An 18328-nucleotide genomic window follows, 5' to 3' on the forward strand; every position below is an offset into this window, starting at 1 on the left:
CAACCTAGTGGCTGCCTATCCGGGCTCAGTGCTTGGGTGCCAATATTTATTCGGCGGGCGGCGACGTGGCTTCCACGGCCGAGAAGGTTTCTAGAATCTTATAGGTATGGGAGGCACCCTGGGGCACGAGGTACGACGAGCCGGGCTCTAGCGTTGTCACATTGCCTTCGAGGTGTAGTTCGGCGCGGCCTTTGAGCACGTAGCCTACCGTTTCGTAGGGGCGATTGCTGAGGGGCTTGGGCTCGCCGGGTTGCTCATCTTCCCAGAGGCGCAGGGCCACGTGGTGGCCAGCGGCTAGTTTCTTTTCACCTTGGTCGCCAGCGGGCGCATCGGTAGCGTTGATGTTGGTGGTAGACATAAGAAGCGGTAAACGGAGCAGTACTCCGTAGTATAAGGAAAAGGAAAGCGGAGAGCCGCTCCGCACGGTAACGGCTTGGCTAACGCAGGGGGTGGGGCTACGGTTGTGGCAACTAGCGGTAAACCTTCGGGTAGGCTACTGGTTGAAATGCCAACTGGTAACGGCGCGTGGTGTATACTTGCCACCGGGTTACCTAGTCTCCTCACTCATGATTCTGCCGTGTCCACTGCCGTCGCCGAACGATTTGCTGCGCAATTGGCACAGGCCCATGCGGCCGTGCCTACTGCCCTGCCCGGCCCGGCCTTTTGCGCCCTTGCCGAGCAAGTATTAGCCCTCCTCTTTCCGGAGCGCGCTACCCGGCCGCTGGCTAGTGCCGATGCTATTGCCGCCACTTTTTACCAGCTACAAGCCGACCTAACCGAACTGCTGGCTCTAATGCCCGAGCTACCGGCGGCCCCGGCTGAGCTGGCTAGCACTTTGTTTTCACAGCTGCCGCTGCTACGCGAAGCATTGCTGCGCGATGCCGCCGCTACTTTGGCTGCTGACCCCGCTGCCCAGGGCATGGCTGAGGTGATAAGCTCTTACCCTGGGTTTTATGCTACGGCCATGCACCGGCTGGCACACGCGCTGCACTTGCGCGGCGTGCCCCGCTTGCCCCGCATGCTGAGCGAATATGCGCACCGCCAAACGGGTATTGATATCCACCCTGGCGCACGCATTGGCACTGCTTTTTGCATCGACCACGGTACGGGCATCGTCATTGGCGAAACGGCCCAAATCGGGGCGCACGTGCAGATATACCAGGGCGTGACCCTAGGGGCACTTAGTGTGACCAAAAACCAGCAAGGCCTTAAGCGTCACCCCACCATCGAGGACCACGTGGTGATTTATGCCAACGCGACTATCCTAGGGGGCAGCACCGTGATTGGTACGCGCAGCATCATCGGTGGCAACGTGTGGCTGACCGAGAGCGTGCCATCGCACTCACGCGTGTACCATCGGGCACAGCTACACATGGCACGCCAGGATGACCCCGCCGGCGAGCTGATGTTTGTTATTTAGTTTACTAGCTATTAGCTCCTAGCTGTTAGCTAATAGCCTCTTTTTATTCCACCCAAAAAAAGCTGACAGCTAATAGCTAGTAGCCGCCAGCCCAGACCAATGAAAGCCAATTCCATCCTCGACGTTATCGGCAACACGCCGCTGGTCAAACTCAATAAGCTTTTTGCCGCCGAGCGGCCCGACGTAGAAGTGTGGGTGAAGCTAGAGCGCCAAAATCCCGGCGGCTCTATTAAGGACCGCATTGCGCTGAGCATGATTGAGCAGGCCGAGAAAGATGGCATCTTGACCAAAGACAGCACCATTGTAGAGCCTACCTCAGGTAACACAGGCGTGGGCTTGGCCTTGGTAGCTGCTGTGAAGGGCTATAAAATCACGTTAGTGATGCCCGAAAGCATGAGCATCGAGCGCCGCCGCCTGATGTCGGCTTACGGCGCTAACCTAGAGCTGACTCCCCGCGAGCAGGGCATGAAAGGTGCCATCGCCAAAGCCCAAGAGCTGGTAGATACCACGCCCGGCGCTTGGATGCCCATGCAGTTTTCGAACGAGGCCAACATCAAAATCCACGTTGAAACGACGGCCCAGGAGATTTTGCGCGACTCGCCAGAAGGTGGCTTCGACTTTCACATTACGGGTGTGGGCACGGGCGGCCACCTCACAGGCGTGACGCAGGTGCTAAAGCCGCTGTTTCCGAACATGAAAACCTACGCCGTAGAGCCCGAGCTGTCGCCCGTTATCAGCGGCGGCGCCCCGGGGCCGCACCCCATCCAGGGCATCGGCGCCGGTTTCATTCCCGATAACTTACATCGCGATTTGCTGGATGGTACCATTCAGGTGAGCCGTGACGAGGCCTTCGAAATGGCTCGCCGCGCCGCCACTGAAGAAGGCATTTTGTGCGGTATCTCGTCGGGCGCTTCGCTGGCCGCCGTAGCTAAAAAGCTGTCTGAAGTGCCCCAGGGCGGCAAGGTGCTCACCTTCTGCTACGATACGGGCGAGCGCTACCTGTCGGTAGAAGGCTTGTTTGTATAGCACCTAGGGCGCCTCTTGGCATGGCGCCAGCACTAGTTAGTGAAAAGCGGGATTGGCAACAGTCCCGCTTTTTCTTTTTTCGTAAGTGTGCGCATGGAAACTTCTGCTCCCGCCGGGCGCCTTTGGCGCTGGCTGCTGCCGCTAGCCGTCGTGGCTTGCTTGTACGTCAATTACCTATATAATGCCCATCCGCCTGCTGGGGCCTTCAGCAACGGCCAGATGTCGGCTCGCCATCCCACCTGCCTAACGCCTGCTGGGTATGCGTTCAGCATCTGGGGCATTATTTTCAGCGGGTTAGTTATTTATACCATTTGGCAGCTACGGCCGCAGGCGCAGCGCTCACTGCTGCCCGCCCGTCTTACGCCGGTGTTGACATTAGCCGTGCTAGCCACTACGGCCTGGACCTTGGTATTTAGCTACGAGCTTATCGGCTTGAGCCTAGGGGTGATGCTGACACTGCTAGTACTGCTAGCCGTGGCCTACGCGCGGGCCCGCAAGCTGGTGCTGGCAGGCGCCGCTCCTGCTTGGCCCACGTGGTTTCTGAGTCTATACCTAGGCTGGATACTGCTAGCCACCGTGCTAAATATAATTTTTGGCTTGCGCGACGCCTTCGGCTGGCAATGGTCGGATAGTGCTACGGTTGAAGGCTGCGTGCAGCTAGCCAAAGTAGCGGGCCTGATAGCGCTGATACTGGCCGTGCGAGCACGAGACCTGCTATTACCGCTACCAGTAGCCTGGGGGCTCGTGGGTACTTGGGTAGCTCAACGCGAAACTATACCGCCAGTAGCAGCGGTAGCCCTGACCACGGCTGTGCTACTACTATTGCTGGCGCCCCTAGGGGTGTGGATGTGGAAGAAGCGCCGCCCCAAGCAAGCTGCGTAAGGCAGGAGCGTGCCCGTGTGGCAGCCCGCCGTACTTTTGCCCCTCTTGGTACTACTTAACCGCTCCACGCAATGCGTCAAAAATTTGTTGCCGGCAACTGGAAAATGAATCTTACCCTACCCGAGGCGCAGGCCCTGACCTCTGAAATCGTGCAAATGCTGCACGACGAGCAGCTCGGTGCCGACAAGCCGCAGGTGGTTATCTGCCCGTCGTTTCCGCTATTGTCCATTGTGGGTCGCCTACTAGGTGAAGGTGGTAATGTGGCCCTAGGTGCCCAAAACTGTCACCAGAAAGAAAGCGGTGCCTACACCGGCGAAGTATCGGCTAAGTTGCTACAATCAGTAGGTTGCCAATATGTTATTCTAGGTCACTCGGAGCGTCGCCAGTACTTCCACGAAGACGACGAGCTGCTGAGCCAGAAGCTGAAAGCCGCCCTAGGTGCTGGCTTGCGGCCCATCTTCTGCGTGGGCGAAAGCCTAGAAACCCGCGAAGCAGAAGATACTTTTGACTTCATCGCTAAGCAATTGAAAGACGGCCTATTCCACCTCAGCAACGAGGAGTTCGATAAGGTGGTGATTGCCTATGAGCCCATCTGGGCCATTGGCACCGGCAAAACCGCCACTACTCAGCAGGCCCAGGAAGTGCACGCCTTCATTCGGGAGCAAATAGCCGGCGCCTATGACGCCGAAGCCGCCAACAACACGGCTATCCTCTACGGCGGCTCGTGCAATGCCCAGAACGCCCGCGAGCTTTTCAGCCAGCCCGACGTGGACGGCGGCCTCATCGGCGGTGCGTCGCTGAAATCGCGCGATTTCGTGACGATTGTGCAATCGTTCTAAGCTTAGTTGCGTTCGGCGCCCGCGCATAAGAAAAGCGTGGTGCCGAACGCAACATAGGCCTAGCATGTATTTTGCTAAGCCACTGCTTTTGGGCTATTAAGCACATTACCACTATGTTTTTCTCCTTCCTGCTTACGGCGTTGCTTGCCCTGCGCCCTGCCTCGCCGGCGCCGGCCACGAGCATTGAGCCCTGCAAAGTTTACGGGTCCGTGTATCTCGAAACCGACCCGCGCCTGCGTAGCAACTGCTTTGCCACGGTGTATATCGAGCCCGAAGAAGCCTTTGCGGATGTGCTCGTGTATCAGGAGAATAACAAGCTATTTGCCGACAAAGCTGGCCTGTGGTACCCCGCTGAAAATCGTCAGTTTGCTGACTACAACCTGTTTGTGACTTCTGACCGCAACCTGGCCGAGTTTTCCATTCACTACATCAAGGTGCGGTCGTTTGCTGGGTGCAAAACAAACTGAGGAGCCACGAGCGACCCTAGGTACTGATGTGAAGCAAGACAGGAATCTAGGGTTAAAGAGTTGTACATTTCCTATAGATTAACTAAGTATGGATTATATTGAATTGCGGGTGCAAGCCCCGCGCGAGTTGGCCGATATCCTGGTGGCTGAGCTAGGCGAAGTAGGATTTGATACGTTTGAGGACAACGACGAAGGCTTTTGCGGCTACACGGGCGAAGGAGAATTTGATGCCGATGCAGTAGCCGAAATCATGAGCCGCTATGAGGGCATGGGCGAGCTTAGCTATTCGCACCGGGTCATCACCCGCCAGAACTGGAATGCCGAGTGGGAGAAGAACTTTCAGCCACTCATTATTGCCGACCGGGTGTCGGTGCGGGCGCCATTCCACCCCAAGCCCGAGGGAGTAGAGTACGACCTAGAAATCATGCCTCGCATGTCGTTTGGCACCGGCCACCACGAAACGACGGCCCTCATGATTGAAAATCAGTTGGATATCGACCACCATGGTAAGCGCGTGCTGGACATGGGCTGCGGCACAGGCATTCTGGCCATCATGGCCGAGATGCTGGGCGCCCGCCAGGTGCTGGCTGTAGATGTGGAGCCGTGGACCGTAGAAAACGCCCGCGACAACGCGGCTGAGAACAACTGCCGCACCATCGAGTGCCGCCTAGGTGGGGTAGAAGTGCTGGCGGGCGAAGCACCCTTTGACATCATTTTGGCCAACATTAACCGCAATGTTTTGCTGGAAGACATGCACGCGTATGCGGCGCTACTGCCCAGTGGGAAACCAATTTTATTCAGCGGGTTTTATGAGGAAGATTTAGCGAAGATTACGGCCGAGGCCACCCGGCAGGGGCTGCGCTACGAGCGTCATCGTGAGCTGCGTAATTGGATTTCTGCTATTTTTACAAAATTGTAGGGCGTCGGGCAATTAGGCCAGGCATCCTACTTGCTGCCAGTGCCTTTGCCCGACCTTATGAAGCGACTTTTCACCGCCGCCTTCTTCACTACTTTTCTGCATTTGCTGCCGGCCGCGGCGCAAACCACTAAGCCGGTTCCTGCTCCACCAGCCGCCAAGCCTGCCGCCCCTACCGATGGGCGCACGCCTGGCGCTGCGCGGCCTGCCCAAGTAACGGTAGCGCAGCGCTACAACGGCCACCTAGCCCCTGACCCAGCGCAGTTTATCGTGGACGTGCGCACGATGCTGCTGGCTACCAATAATGCAGCAGCGCAGGCCGTAGGAGAAAAGTTGCGCCAGCTATGGGGCACCAACCAACTGACCAGCAGCCAGCAAAGCCGCATTGCGGAGCTGTCGCAAAAGATGCTGGATAAGAAGTTTCGGCCGCTGCCTCACCTCACCACCTTCTACAGCGCCTTGGTGGGTGGTAAAAACCTGGCAAAGCTTAGCGACGGGCAAGTAGACCAGTTGCTGGATGTGCTGAGCCAGTCGCTAGACCGCGACTCCAACACTGATACCGAGAAGTTTCTAACTTCAACTACGCGGCTGCTCAATGGCGGCTACCTCTACCGCTCGGGCTTCAATTCGCTGCGTGTAGTGGGCGGGCAGCTCTCGTTTGCGCACAAAGGTGCTGCCACGGAGCCCAGCCCCACAGCTAGCTTCGAAGCAACCCCGGCCGCCCCGGCGGCCCCTGTAGCCAAGCCTGCCACGCCCAAGCCAGCCCCGGCAAAGCCTGTGGTAAAAGCCAAGCCCAAGCCAAAAAAACGCGCTAGCGATGGCTGGGATACGGCCGATATGTGGTCATCGACTTCAAGCAGTAAGAAAAACGATGGGTGGGGCTCGGCTAATGACGGCTGGGGCACGCCCGTGAAAAAATCAGCCGCCAATGATGGGTGGGGTTCGGCTAACGATGGCTGGGGTACTCCTGTCAAGAAGAAAGCCCCTGCTAAAACTGTAGCCAAAGCCACACCAGCTAAGGCGCCCGCTGCAAAGCCAGCACCCGCGGCGCCCGTAGCGAAAAACTCTGATTTTGACGAGCCGACGCTGCCCTTTACGCCCTCGGCTAGTGCTGCCTATGAGGCCTATTACCCACCCGCGGTGAGCGGTCCGGTGATTGAAATCAAGGATGCCGACTTCGTAATGGGTACGGCGGGCGACTCCATTGTGCTGCGCAAGGTGAGCGGCACAGCTGCCCCGCTTAGCTCGCGCCTGGTGGCCACGGGCGGCCAAGTGGCTTGGACTATCAAGAACAACCCCGTTACGGCCGACCTAGGGCCGTTTGATTTTGACTTAAGCAAGGCGGAATTCACGGCCCAGCCTGTCACGCTCACCTATCCCTACTTACTCGAAGCACCCGTTAAAGGCGCGTTGAGCTACAAGAGCTTACGCCGCAAGCCCGCTACGGGCGATACCGGCTATCCTAGGTTTATTTCGCTCACCAACGATGCTCGCCTTAAGAATATGGGCGAAGGCATTAAGTATCAAGGCGGGGTGTCTATTTCGGGAGCGCGGCTGCTATCGGCCGCGCTCGACGGCTCGCTGGCCAACATCCGAGTAAGCCAAGATGGGAAGCTGCGCTTTCGGGCTGCTTCGCGCAGCTATGTGCTCGGCGATTCTATTATCACGGCCAGCCGGGCCGCGGTGGCCATGTATGAGAGCGACCACGACTCAATTACGCACCCCGGCGTGGAGCTGAAGTACCTCAAGGGCAAGCAGAAGCTACAGCTGCTGCAAGAGCAGGGCACCTACCGCAAAACGCCCTACTCGGACTCATATCACCAAGTAGATGTGCGGGCCGAAATGTTGGTTTGGAACCTGCGCGAGCCTAAGATTGACTTTAGCATCTTCACCTCGCCCAAGCAGGTATCGGCCGATTTTGAGAGCAAGAACTTCTTCTCCAACACGCGCTACCAGCAACTCAAGAGCATCAACCACCTGCACCCGCTTCAGATGCTGCTGGGCTACAGCCAGAACCACGGCAAAACAATGACTATGTCGGTGCGCGAAGTGGCAGAAGAGGTTAAGATACCGGAAGCTAACCTGCGCTCGGCTGTGGTGGGGCTGGCCCGCGATGGCTACGTAGATGTGCAGCCTCAAAATGGAGTAGTTACCATCTTGCCCAAAGGCCGCCACTACGTAGGAGCCGCACGTGAGAAAAAGGATTACGACCATATCGCGATTAAATCTTTGACGGGCTCGGGGCGCTCAGCCACACTCAACCTGGCTTCGGACCAGCTGCTGGTGCGGGGCGTTGAGCAATTCAGCTTTTCTGATGATTCGGCGGCTGTAGTAGTTCGCCCCGACAGCGGGGTAGTGCGCCTAGGTCGCAACCGGACCATCAAGTTTAATGGACGCGTGATAGCCTCGGCCTACCGGTTTAAAGGCCGTGATTTTCAGTTTGATTACGACGGGTATTATATCGACATGCCCCACATCGATTCGCTGACGATTCGCAGCAAATCGACCAAAAAAGCAACCGGCAATGAGCGCCGGCCTAGCGATTTTACACTGACTAACAAAGGCAACTCGCAAAGCGGACGCTTATTCCTAAACGACCCTAAGAACCGCTCGGGCCGCAAGAAGCTGGGTAACTTTCCGTCGTTCAACTCAACGTCGGGTGCCTATGTATACTTCAATAAGCCCGATGTCCTAGGTGGCGCTTATGATTCCACCACGTACTTCGACGTGCCGCCCTTCAAATTTGACTCGATGGGCACCAGCAAGTCGCGGGCAGGCTTTGTGGGAATGTTCCACAGCAAGGCTCTGCCGCCCATCAAGACGGCGCTGACCACGCAAGAGGATGGTTCGCTGGGCTTTGTGCACACTGTGCCAGCCGGCGGCTACGCGCTTTATAAAGGCAAGGGGCGCCTGTCGGGCGGAGCTAAGGTGCACCTCAATGCCCAGGGCTTGCAGTCGAACGGTACCGTGACCTACCTGGGCGCCACCATGCAAAGCGACCGATTTGTGATGTACGGCGACTCGCTTACCGGTGAGGGCAAGGCGGGCGCCATTGCGGCCGGTCCCAACTTCCCGAAGGTGACAATGCCGCCCGGCTACTTCATCAGTTGGAACGCTAAGTCGGACTCGCTGCACCTGCTGACACCCAAAGAAGGTGCGCCGGTAAAGATGTATGCCGACCACACCTTCAAAGGCTCGATGCTGCTGACGCCGAAGGGCCTAGGTGGAGCGGGCCGCCTCGATGGCCCGCAGAGCTACGTGCGTTCGGGCGACCTGACTTTTAAAAACGACTCGTACTCAGGTAAGAAAGCCGTGCTCAGCGTGAAGTCAGCCCAAGCGGGCAAGCCTGCGCTCACGGCCAACGATGTAGCGTTTACCTACGATTTGAAAAACAGCTATGCTGAATTCACGCGTGAGGAGAACAGTAAGGCCAGTATCGACTTGCCCTATTCAAGCTTCCGCACCAGTTTGAGTAGCGGGCGCTGGGACTTTAAGAAGAAGCGCGTATCATTGAAGTCGACTGCTACTGCGGCTAATAGCTCTTATTTTGTTTCTACCAAGCCCGAGCAGCACGGTCTGAAATTTAAGTCTACCTCGGCTTCGTATGACCTGACCAAATATCAGCTTGAAGCCAAAGGCGTGCCCTACGTGGCCGCCGCCGACGCTTGGATTATCCCCGATTCGGGCCGGGTGGCTGTGGCGGGTGGGGGCAAGCTGCAGACCCTGCGCCGCGCTACGGTGCTGCTCGACTCCCTAGGTAAGTTTCACAAGCTGACGGGGGGCAACATCACAGTAGCCTCGCGCGATGCCTTCAGTGGTGATGCCAAGTATAACTTCCGCACGGTGACTGGCGACTCGCTGGCATTAAAGTTTACCAACTTCCAGTCCGATTCCTCGTCTCTGGTAGCTGGCCCGAGCAAGAAGCGCTTCAGCCTGCGTAAGCGCGCTACTACCGACGAAGCTGCTGGGCCACCTAGCTTGGCTACTACGGCCACCGCTAGTGTGGAAGCCAACCAGAAGTTTCAGTTGGCACCTAGCATTGGCTACCGCGGCAGCATCAACCTAAACTCGCAGAAGCGTGGTCTCATCTTCGACGGGCAAGTGCAGCTGCAATTCAGCAAGCTTAAAAATTCGGCCGAATGGTTTGCGGTGCAGGATAGCATCGACCCCAAGAACGTAGCGCTAACTCTCACCAAGCCCAAGGCAGAGGATGGTACCGAACTGGTGACGGGTCTGTTCCTATCAGACGCTGACAACCGCGTATATCCGCTCTACGCCGCTCCTAAGGTGACGCCTGCCGACGTGTCAATCCTTGAGGTAGATGGCAAACTGCACTATGATGCCAAGGCCGGCGAGTACACCATCTCGAAGAACGACCTTGCTGATGCCAACCAATACGAAGGCGCCGTGCTGGTGTACAAGGAAACAACCAACCGCATCAGTTTCCGCGGCCCGATGAACTTCATCACTAACAACAAGAACTATAGCATCACAGCCAGTGGGGTAGGGGGCGCGAATACTGATAGCGCTCGCTACCAAATTAATACGTTGCTAGGTGTCAACATTAACATGCCTAGCAAAGCCATTGAAACGATGGCCGCTAACCTAGGTCAGGTGACTAAGAATTCGCCTGAAGCGCTCGATGGCTCTACTGATGAGGTGTATAAAATAGCGCAGTTTGCTGGCAACAAAGGCGCTGAATTGTATGCCAACCGCAAGCCGGGTGCTGCGGCAGCGCCGCTGGCATCTATCTCGCCCAAGCTAGTTCACACCTTGGTACTGAGCAAGGTAGACCTGCGCTGGAACCCCAAGCAAAAAGCCTGGTACTCGGTAGGTAAGATTGGCTTGGCTGGAGTAGGCAAGCAGGCTATGAACGCACTGGTAGACGGTTATGTAGAAATCAAGCGCGATAACTCGACAGACCTTGTAGAAATATACCTAGAGGCTGAACCCCAGACGTGGTATTACCTGCGCTACGCCAATAACATTGTACTGGCCAAGTCGTCGAACGAAAGCTTCGATGGTGAAATCGGCGGTAAGGCCAAAGGTGACTCGAATACTGCTACGGAATACGGCGTTTTCTTAGGTGACTTCAGCGATGTAGACCAATTCCGCTCGCACTTTGAGCGCGACTACCTAGGTAAGTCGGGCAAACTCGCTGCTCGCCCGGCCGCACCGGCAAGTAGCTTCGAAGAGGAGGGCGTAGATAAGAGCAAAAAGAAAAAGAAGAAAGCCAACGACCCCTTCAGCGACGGCGAAATCACGCCTGCTGCCGACCCCGTTGCTGACCCTGGCAAGAAGTCGAAGAAGAAAAAGGCAGATGACCCCTTCAGCGAAGGTGAGGTAACCGCCGCTCCCGCCGCCGAGCCCACCAAAAAGAAGAAAGGCAAGGAAGGGGCCGCCGCCAGCGAAACCACCACAACTGAGCCCGCGCCCGAGCCTGCCAAGAAGAAAAAGAAGGCCAAGGACAACGACCCCTTCGGTGAAGGCGAGATAACCCCACCCCCAGCCGCCGAGCCAGCGAAGGAGCCTAAGAAGAAAGAGAAAGAGGTGGCTCCGGCTGCTGACCCCACCGATGCGCCCACCGAGGAGCCGGCGAAGAAGAAAAAGGAAAAGAAGAAAGAGCAGGAGGCCGCACCTGCTGACCCGGCCGCCGACCCTAGTGCCGAGCCGACGGTAGACCCCGGTAAAAAGTCGAAGAAAAAGAAGAAAGCCGAAGAAGACCCCTTTGGCGATTCGTAATCTCAGTACCCCGAAGGCCACCTTCGGGGTACTTTTGTTTTCACACTGTTCTTCCGATGCTGTATATCATTAGTGCGCTGCTGGCCGCCTACCTCCTAGGGTCTATTCCAACCGCTTTGTGGGTGGGGCGATGGTTTTTCCAGCTAGCCGATATTCGGGAGCATGGCTCTGGCAATGCAGGGGCTACCAATACCTTCCGGGTGCTAGGTAAGAAAGCGGGCACCTTCGTGCTGCTTTTTGATGCTTTTAAAGGCTTTGCAGCAGCTTACTTTCTGCCCAACTGGCTACTGAGCCAGCAAGCCATCGCGACGGACAACCTATTCTATTTTCGGCTGGCCTGCGGGATACTAGCTGTGGTAGGGCACATTTATCCTGTGCTGGCCCAGTTTCGGGGCGGCAAGGGCGTGGCCACCATCCTAGGGATGATGCTGGCCATCGCGCCTCCTACGGTAGGGGTGGCGTTGCTCGTGTTTCTGGCCGTGCTAGGTACTACGCGCTACGTATCGCTCTCCTCCATGTCGGCCGGCGTAGCTTTTGCGTTTTTGCAACTGTTGCCTGCTTTTCGACCCGCCAACTCCTTACAAATCTGGTTTGGCTTTCTGCTAGCGGCTATGCTTGTCTATACCCATCGCGCCAATATCGGTCGGTTGCGGGCTGGTACTGAAAGCCGCGTGCCGCTTTGGGGCAAGCGTTAAAGAACTATTCAACCTAGCCTTTTCAGTGCTTAAAAGCAGTTGATGAGGCTGTGTGGCACTAGCGTGTAGGTAATTACCTAGGTTTATTGAGTATCATACATTCTCACCATTATGGCCAGAAGGGAATGAGAATAGTCATTTGCAAAAATGAGTTTGTACCACAACTACGGCTGTTGGGCGAGTATTATGGTTTATTCGTGGGCATAATAGCATTATGGTAAGTCGAAAGGCAATAACCTAAGGCAAGGCTAGCCCTTGGGTACTTACTTTTGCCCTAGCAATTATTTCTTGTATTAAGCATGGCTATACCCGCTTACCTCGCACAGCATCAAAATCGATTTCTAGAAGAGCTTATTGAATGGCTCCGCATTCCGTCGGTTTCGGCCGACCCAAAGTTTCACGGTGATGTGCTCCGCGCCGCCGACTTTATTAAAGAAAGACTGCTAGAAGCGGGCGCTACGTTGGTAGAGATATGCCCTACCGCGGGCAACCCCATTGTGTATGGCGAGTACATGGCGGGCCCCGACCGGCCCACCGTACTGGTGTATGGCCACTACGATGTGCAACCCGCTGACCCCTACGAACTGTGGACTTCGCCGCCGTTTGAGCCGGTTATTAAAGACGAAAAAATATACGCTCGTGGCGCCTGCGACGATAAAGGCCAAGTGTATATGCATGTGAAGGCCCTCGAAATGATGCTGCGCGACGGTGGCCTAGGTGCCCCCTGCAACATCAAGTTTATGTTTGAGGGTGAAGAGGAAATTGGCTCCGACAACCTGGGCATCTTTGTCAAAGCCAATAAGGAAAAGCTAAAAGCTGATGTAATCCTTATTTCCGATACGGGCATTCTGGCCAACGATGTGCCTAGCATCGAGGTAGGCTTGCGCGGCCTCAGCTACCATGAGGTAGAAGTGACGGGCCCCAATCGTGACCTGCACTCAGGCCTCTACGGTGGCGCAGTGATGAACCCCATCAATGCGCTTTGCGATATGATAAGCAGCCTGCACGATGAAAACCGGCACATCACCATCCCAGGCTTCTACGACAACGTAGCCGAGCTAAGCGCAGCCGAGCGCGCTGAACTGGCGCAGGCGCCTTTCTCGGAAGAAGAGTTTGAGCAAAGCATCGGCTTGCCCACAGCCGCGGGCGAAGCAGGCTACACCACTCCCGAGCGCACAAGCATCCGGCCAACACTCGATGTCAACGGCATTTGGGGGGGCTATACCGGCGAAGGTGCCAAAACAGTGATAGCCAGCAAGGCCTACGCCAAAATCTCGATGCGCCTAGTACCTCACCAAACGAGCGATGAGATTACGGCTTTATTTCAGAAGCACTTCGAAAGCATTGCCCCGGCCGGCGTAACCGTAAAAGTGACGCCTCACCACGGCGGTGAGCCCGTCGTGACGCCTACCGACTCGGTGGCTTACCGCGCCGCAGCTAAAGCGCTCGAAATCACCTTTGGTAAGAAGCCAGTACCTACGCGCGGTGGCGGCTCTATTCCCATTGTGGCTATGTTCAAGACCGAGCTAGGTCTCGACTCGGTGCTGCTTGGGTTTGGCCTCGATTCGGATGCTATCCATTCGCCAAACGAGCATTTCGGCGTATTTAACTTCCTGAAAGGTATCGAAACCATTCCGGAGTTTTATCGTGAGTATGCAGCGGCCAGCAACTAATCAGCTTGTGTGACGCAACATAAAAAGGCCCTGGTTTCTAGCTAGAAACCAGGGCCTTTTTAAATGACACATGGTCAATTAACGGCCATTGACCGAGTAAGTCAGATACAGCTGAAAAGCCCCATTGCGCTGGCGGCTCTGGAAAGTTGTGTTACCGAATGTGTTTGCTTGAGGCACATTGGTGAACCCACCATTATAGCGTAGGCCTACACCTAGGCCGTGCTTAAGCTGATAGCCGAGCCCGAACAGGTAGCCAAAGTCAACGGTATTTAAACCATTCTTTATGTCGGTCGAGACACTACCTGCCTGATACTTAGCAGATATTAAGAATCCTACCTGTGGGCCAGCTTCAAAGAATAAGCCACCGGTATTCACATGAAAAGCCAGTGGCACATCAATGTAGTGTAGGCGCCAGGAGACATCGGTAGTGTTCCTATAATAACCGCCCTTTTGCGAGTATAATAACTCGGGCTGAAAGGCAAAAAGCGACGTAAGGCCGATATTAGCAAATACGCCCCCATGAAAACCGAAGCGATAATCATTGGCATTAGCATCGGGCCCTGTGAGGTTCGTCAGCGAAGCGCCGGCTTTGAGGCCGAGTGATACGTCGCTGCCACCGCGGCCCCGCCGCTGCGCCTGCGCCACCGTACTGAAGCCTAGCACTAAAGCAAGCAATACAAAGATGGGTTTTTTCATCAAAAGAGTAGTAGGTGAACTAATAGATGCCGCAAAGCTACGGGTGCCAGCCAGTAGAGTAGTCACAAAAAAGCCGACTCACTGGCGTGAGTCGGCTTTACTATCAGCTTACTAGGTGGCTTACTTGCCGCCAAATGAGTAAGTTAAGTATAGCTGAAAGGCACTGTTGCGGACAGCGGCTGAGCTTGATGGGCTTTTTGTATCAATAAAGCCGCCATTATAGCGTAGGCCAATACCAGGACCATTGCTAAGCTGGTAGCCAAGGCCCGCCGCATAGCCAAAATCAATTGTCCGGACGCGGTTTTTTAAATCATCTTCGAAAGTTCCAGCGCTTTGTCCACCAGAGATTTCCTGCTTCTGCTTGGCCGCTACCAAGAATCCTATTTGCGGCCCAAGCTCGAAAAATAAGCCACCTGCATTAACACGCGCTAGCACCGGCACATCAATGTAATGCAGCCGAGAGGTGAGCTCACCAGAATAGCCACCAAGAGGACCTTCGCTCTTAGTACCCTTCATCGAATAAAGCACTTCAGGCTGAATCGAGAAAGCATCGTTAAGGGCAAAATTTGCGAATAACCCTCCATGAAAGCCAAACAGGTTCTTTACATTGCTGCCAACGCCATCACCGGTTACATTAGTAAGAGAAGCCCCCGCTTTAATACCGAAGCTAGTTGTTTGGGCTTGTGCTAATGATACTGAACCAGTAAGTAGGCTTAGCAGTAGTAGGCTCTGTAGTTAATGGCTTCAATACTTAAAAAAACAAATGCCTAAGTGGCTATAAACGCAAAACCCGGTTCCTAATAGAAACCGGGTTTTGCGTTTATAACTTAAAGAGCGCTAATACTACTTACCACCGAAGAGGTAACCAGCTTGGAACTGGAACACCGAGTTGTGAACGTTCGGGGTAGCATTCTTATATACTTGCGAGAAGTCGCCGGTGTAGCGCAGGCCAAGCTGCAGGCCGCTCGTGATTTGGTAACCTAGGCCACCTACGTAGCCGATTACTACTTTATTCAGTGCATCGGTGCTGGTGTAGCGCGAGCCCGAGATTTCTTTACCGCTGCCGTCTTCGTTGAAAGTACGCTGGTGCAGTACGAAGCTACCCTGCGGGCCAAGCTCTACGAAGAAGCCTTTGCCATCTTCGCCAATGTTATAGCGGAACATGATAGGCACATCCAGATAGCCGAGCGTATTCTTCAGCGTGCTGTTGGTAGTGCCGTAGGCTACGTTATCAACCGAAGAGCCTTTCTGCGAATATAGAAGTTCAGGCTGGATAGAGAAGTTATCCGAAACACCGAAGTTTACATACGGACCAGCAGCGAATCCAGCTTTGTATTCCGAACCCTTCGATGCAGAGCCCGAGAAAGTCGAAAGATTAAAGCCGCCCTTCAGACCTACTTTGATACCAGTTTGAGCATTAGCAGCGCCGGCAACACCAGCGATAAGAGCGAGAGAGAGGATGGTTTTTTTCATGGCTGAAAAAATGGTGAGATAAGCCCGGCCGCTTAGATAGCTAAAGTAAATAAGGATGTGAACTAGACCGGAAATGCGCCTTATACTAAGCCAGGATGGGATAGGGTTACAGTTTGAAATAAATTTAGTTTCTTTCTGAATAGACTGCTTCAGTAGCAGCAGCGATGTACTTTTGGAACTGGTTTGCTGCCAGCTTTATGCCTCTTGTCGGGTCGAGACTAGGTTCTGGGAAATATTTATTAGGTGCTGTCGGCATTTTTGCCGGTAGCTGTAGCGTAGCGCAGCTAGCAGCGGCCCAAGCAGTGCACCCCGTTACGCAGGCTATGTACGACTCGGCCGCGATGCAAGCCGCCCGGCCGCCGCTAGTAGTGGGCGCCTATGCGCAAGGCAGTTTCATTCTAAAGCATACGGCCGCTGTTAATCATTTAGCTGCTTCGCATCCTACTGGCTTTGAGCTAAATGTGCAGCGCCAAACAACGGGTGCCGCCGCTTGGCATGGCTGGTATAAGTATCCGAAAGCAGGGCTGGCACTGGTGTACTACGATTACCACAACCCTGCATTAGGCCAGAGCTATGCCGCGACAGTGTACTTAAGTAAATCGTTTTTGCGCACGCAACGGCAGGACCTAAGCTTCCGGCTAGGTACGGGGCTAGCATGGTTTACTAGTCCCTTCGACTTACAAACAAACCGCAAAAACGTCATCGTTAGCTCGTCGCTAAATGCGACGCTGCAGCTACGGCTTGAGTATGATTATGCCCTGACGCCGCACCTAGGGCTGCTACTGGGCGTGGCGCTCAACCACTACTCCAATGGCGCCACCACCAAGCCTAATTTTGGAATAAATCTGCCATCGGTGGTGCTGGGACTAAATTACCACCAGCAGCGCCCAGCATCTACGCTACCCTATCTGGCGCCGGCTCCTGCTGATGTGAAAACTAACTTCTTGCTAGTCAGTACTAGCCTAGGATATAAGCAACGGGAGCTAGGCATATACGAAAAGTATTTGGTAAACTCCTTGACCATAGCTGCCGGCCGGCGTGTGAACCGCAAAAGCAACTTGTTAGTAGGCCTAGAGGGTTTCTACGACCGTTCACTGCTAGCCGCGCAAAAAGACACTGCGCGCAACCAGGCGCAGCTGGTAGATGTAAAGAAAGCGGGGATTTTTCTAGGGCACGAGCTGCTATTTGGTCGTCTCGCCTTTGTGTCGCACCTAGGTTTTTACGTGTATAATCCCTACAAGTCAAACGGATTTTATTACGAGCGACTGGGATTACGGTATCAGTTTACAAACGTCGTATTCGGCGCAGTAGACTTAAAAATACACCGTGGTACGGCCGATGTTATCGAGTTTAAAGTAGGGGCTAAGCTGGCGCGCCGACCAACGATTTAAATCAAATTGCTGGCACTATTGCAACACATGCTAGCAATTACACCGGCGCGATGGCAGCAGGCAGCTACGACGACACTAGTGCCCGATTTATTTGCTTTATCAATCCTGGTCCTTCATAAATAAAGCCTGTGTAAAGCTGCACTAGCGTAGCCCCAGCTGCTAATTTTTCCAGCGCATCCTGCGCCGAGTGAATGCCACCCGCCCCAATGATAGGCAATGAGCCCTGGCTACGCCGATGCAAGTAGCGAATAACTTCGGTAGCCCGCTCCCGCAAGGGCCGCCCGCTAAGGCCCCCGGCGCCGTAGCTGGCCACGGTGGTAGCGGCTGTGCGCAGCGTTTCGGGTCGGGCAATAGTGGTGTTGGTGGCGACCAAGCCGCTAAGCTGCGTTTCGCGAGCTATGTCGAGAATATCATCGAGCTGAGCATCGGTGAGGTCGGGGGCGATTTTAAGCAGGAGCGGGCGCGGCTTTGGGCGTGCTTGGTTACGAGCCTGCACTTGCTGCAAAAGCTTGATAAGCGGCTCTTTATCCTGAAGCTCGCGTAGGCCAGGCGTATTAGGTGAACTCACATTCACCACGAAGTAGTCAACTACTTCGGCCAGCGCTTCGAAGGCAGCAACGTAGTCATCACCAGCCTGCTCGTTAGGTGTGTCTTTGTTCTTGCCAATGTTGCCGCCAATAATAAGCTGGCGGTTGTGGCGGCGGCGTAGGCGCTTGGCAGCAGCGGCAGCGCCCTCATTATTAAAGCCCATGCGGTTGAGAAGGGCTTCATCTTGTGGCAGCCGAAACAGGCGCGGTGTGGGGTTGCCGGGTTGCGGCCTAGGTGTCACAGTACCAATCTCGATGAAGCCAAAACCCATCGTGGCTAGCTCATCGGTAAGCAGGGCGTTTTTATCGAAACCAGCTGCCAAGCCTACTGGATTTGGAAATTTCAGACCAAATACTTCGCGCTCTAGGCTAGGGTGGCGATAGTCGTAAAGGGCGCGTAGCAAGGCCGTAGTGCCCGGCACGTGACCTAGGCGCTTCACATTATCAAAAATGAAATGGTGGGCGCGCTCGGCGTCGAGCTTAAAGAGCAGAGGCTTGGCAAATTGCTTATACACAATACT

General features: G+C 55.1%; 15 protein-coding genes. 10 read left to right on the forward strand and 5 right to left on the reverse strand.

Annotated elements, in window-relative coordinates; genetic code table 11:
• Positions 1-46: 46 nt before the first annotated feature.
• Positions 47-358 carry a cupin domain-containing protein gene (locus FNT36_RS22480; protein WP_144852438.1) on the reverse strand — a complete coding sequence of 104 codons (312 nt, stop codon included), beginning with the start codon at positions 356-358 and terminating at the stop codon, positions 47-49.
• Positions 359-577: 219 nt separating this feature from the next.
• On the opposite strand from FNT36_RS22480, the gene FNT36_RS22485 reads away from it, so the two are divergent.
• The 9 genes from FNT36_RS22485 to FNT36_RS22525 all read left to right on the forward strand — a co-directional run bounded on the left by FNT36_RS22485 (position 578) and on the right by FNT36_RS22525 (position 13660).
• The gene (locus FNT36_RS22485; protein WP_144852440.1) at positions 578-1420 is read left to right on the forward strand and encodes a serine O-acetyltransferase; all 843 of its coding nucleotides are present in this window, start codon (positions 578-580) and stop codon (positions 1418-1420) included.
• 99 nt (positions 1421-1519) lie between these two features.
• Positions 1520-2446, forward strand: a complete 927-nt coding sequence (gene cysK, locus FNT36_RS22490; protein ID WP_144852442.1) for a cysteine synthase A — start codon at positions 1520-1522, stop codon at positions 2444-2446.
• 93 nt (positions 2447-2539) lie between these two features.
• Entirely contained in the window at positions 2540-3328 is a 789-nt protein-coding gene (locus FNT36_RS22495; protein ID WP_144852444.1) for a tryptophan-rich sensory protein, read from the forward strand.
• Between the two features lie 71 nt (positions 3329-3399).
• Entirely contained in the window at positions 3400-4167 is a 768-nt protein-coding gene (tpiA, locus tag FNT36_RS22500) for a triose-phosphate isomerase (protein WP_144852446.1), read from the forward strand.
• 113 nt (positions 4168-4280) lie between these two features.
• The gene (locus FNT36_RS22505; protein WP_144852448.1) at positions 4281-4634 is read left to right on the forward strand and encodes a DUF6150 family protein; all 354 of its coding nucleotides are present in this window, start codon (positions 4281-4283) and stop codon (positions 4632-4634) included.
• 88 nt (positions 4635-4722) lie between these two features.
• On the forward strand, positions 4723-5553 hold the full coding sequence (prmA, locus tag FNT36_RS22510; RefSeq protein WP_144852451.1) for a 50S ribosomal protein L11 methyltransferase: 831 nt from the start codon (positions 4723-4725) through the stop codon (positions 5551-5553).
• A gap of 57 nt (positions 5554-5610) precedes the next feature.
• Complete coding sequence (locus FNT36_RS22515) at positions 5611-11292, forward strand: hypothetical protein (RefSeq protein WP_144852453.1); 5682 nt, start codon at positions 5611-5613, stop codon at positions 11290-11292.
• A gap of 56 nt (positions 11293-11348) precedes the next feature.
• A complete protein-coding gene (gene plsY, locus FNT36_RS22520) occupies positions 11349-11987 on the forward strand; it encodes a glycerol-3-phosphate 1-O-acyltransferase PlsY (protein WP_144852455.1) in 639 nt (212 codons plus the stop codon).
• 299 nt (positions 11988-12286) lie between these two features.
• Positions 12287-13660, forward strand: a complete 1374-nt coding sequence (locus FNT36_RS22525; protein ID WP_394348956.1) for a dipeptidase — start codon at positions 12287-12289, stop codon at positions 13658-13660.
• Positions 13661-13738: 78 nt separating this feature from the next.
• On the opposite strand, the gene FNT36_RS22530 is transcribed toward FNT36_RS22525, so the two are convergent.
• The 3 genes from FNT36_RS22530 to FNT36_RS22540 form a co-directional block, all read right to left on the reverse strand.
• The gene (locus tag FNT36_RS22530; RefSeq protein WP_144852456.1) at positions 13739-14356 is read right to left on the reverse strand and encodes a porin family protein; all 618 of its coding nucleotides are present in this window, start codon (positions 14354-14356) and stop codon (positions 13739-13741) included.
• Between the two features lie 120 nt (positions 14357-14476).
• Positions 14477-15076, reverse strand: coding sequence for a porin family protein (locus FNT36_RS22535; protein WP_144852458.1), 600 nt, complete (start codon positions 15074-15076; stop codon positions 14477-14479).
• A gap of 123 nt (positions 15077-15199) precedes the next feature.
• Entirely contained in the window at positions 15200-15829 is a 630-nt protein-coding gene (locus FNT36_RS22540) for a porin family protein (RefSeq protein ID WP_144852460.1), read from the reverse strand.
• 302 nt (positions 15830-16131) lie between these two features.
• Between FNT36_RS22540 and FNT36_RS22545 the strand changes: the two genes are divergently transcribed.
• Entirely contained in the window at positions 16132-17220 is a 1089-nt protein-coding gene (locus tag FNT36_RS22545; RefSeq protein ID WP_233636158.1) for an acyloxyacyl hydrolase, read from the forward strand.
• Positions 17221-17284: 64 nt separating this feature from the next.
• On the opposite strand, the gene FNT36_RS22550 is transcribed toward FNT36_RS22545, so the two are convergent.
• The gene (locus FNT36_RS22550; protein WP_144852464.1) at positions 17285-18322 is read right to left on the reverse strand and encodes a quinone-dependent dihydroorotate dehydrogenase; all 1038 of its coding nucleotides are present in this window, start codon (positions 18320-18322) and stop codon (positions 17285-17287) included.
• Between the last annotated feature and the right edge of the window lie 6 nt (positions 18323-18328).

Source organism: Hymenobacter setariae, assembly GCF_007713685.1.
Lineage (GTDB): Bacteria > Bacteroidota > Bacteroidia > Cytophagales > Hymenobacteraceae > Hymenobacter > Hymenobacter setariae.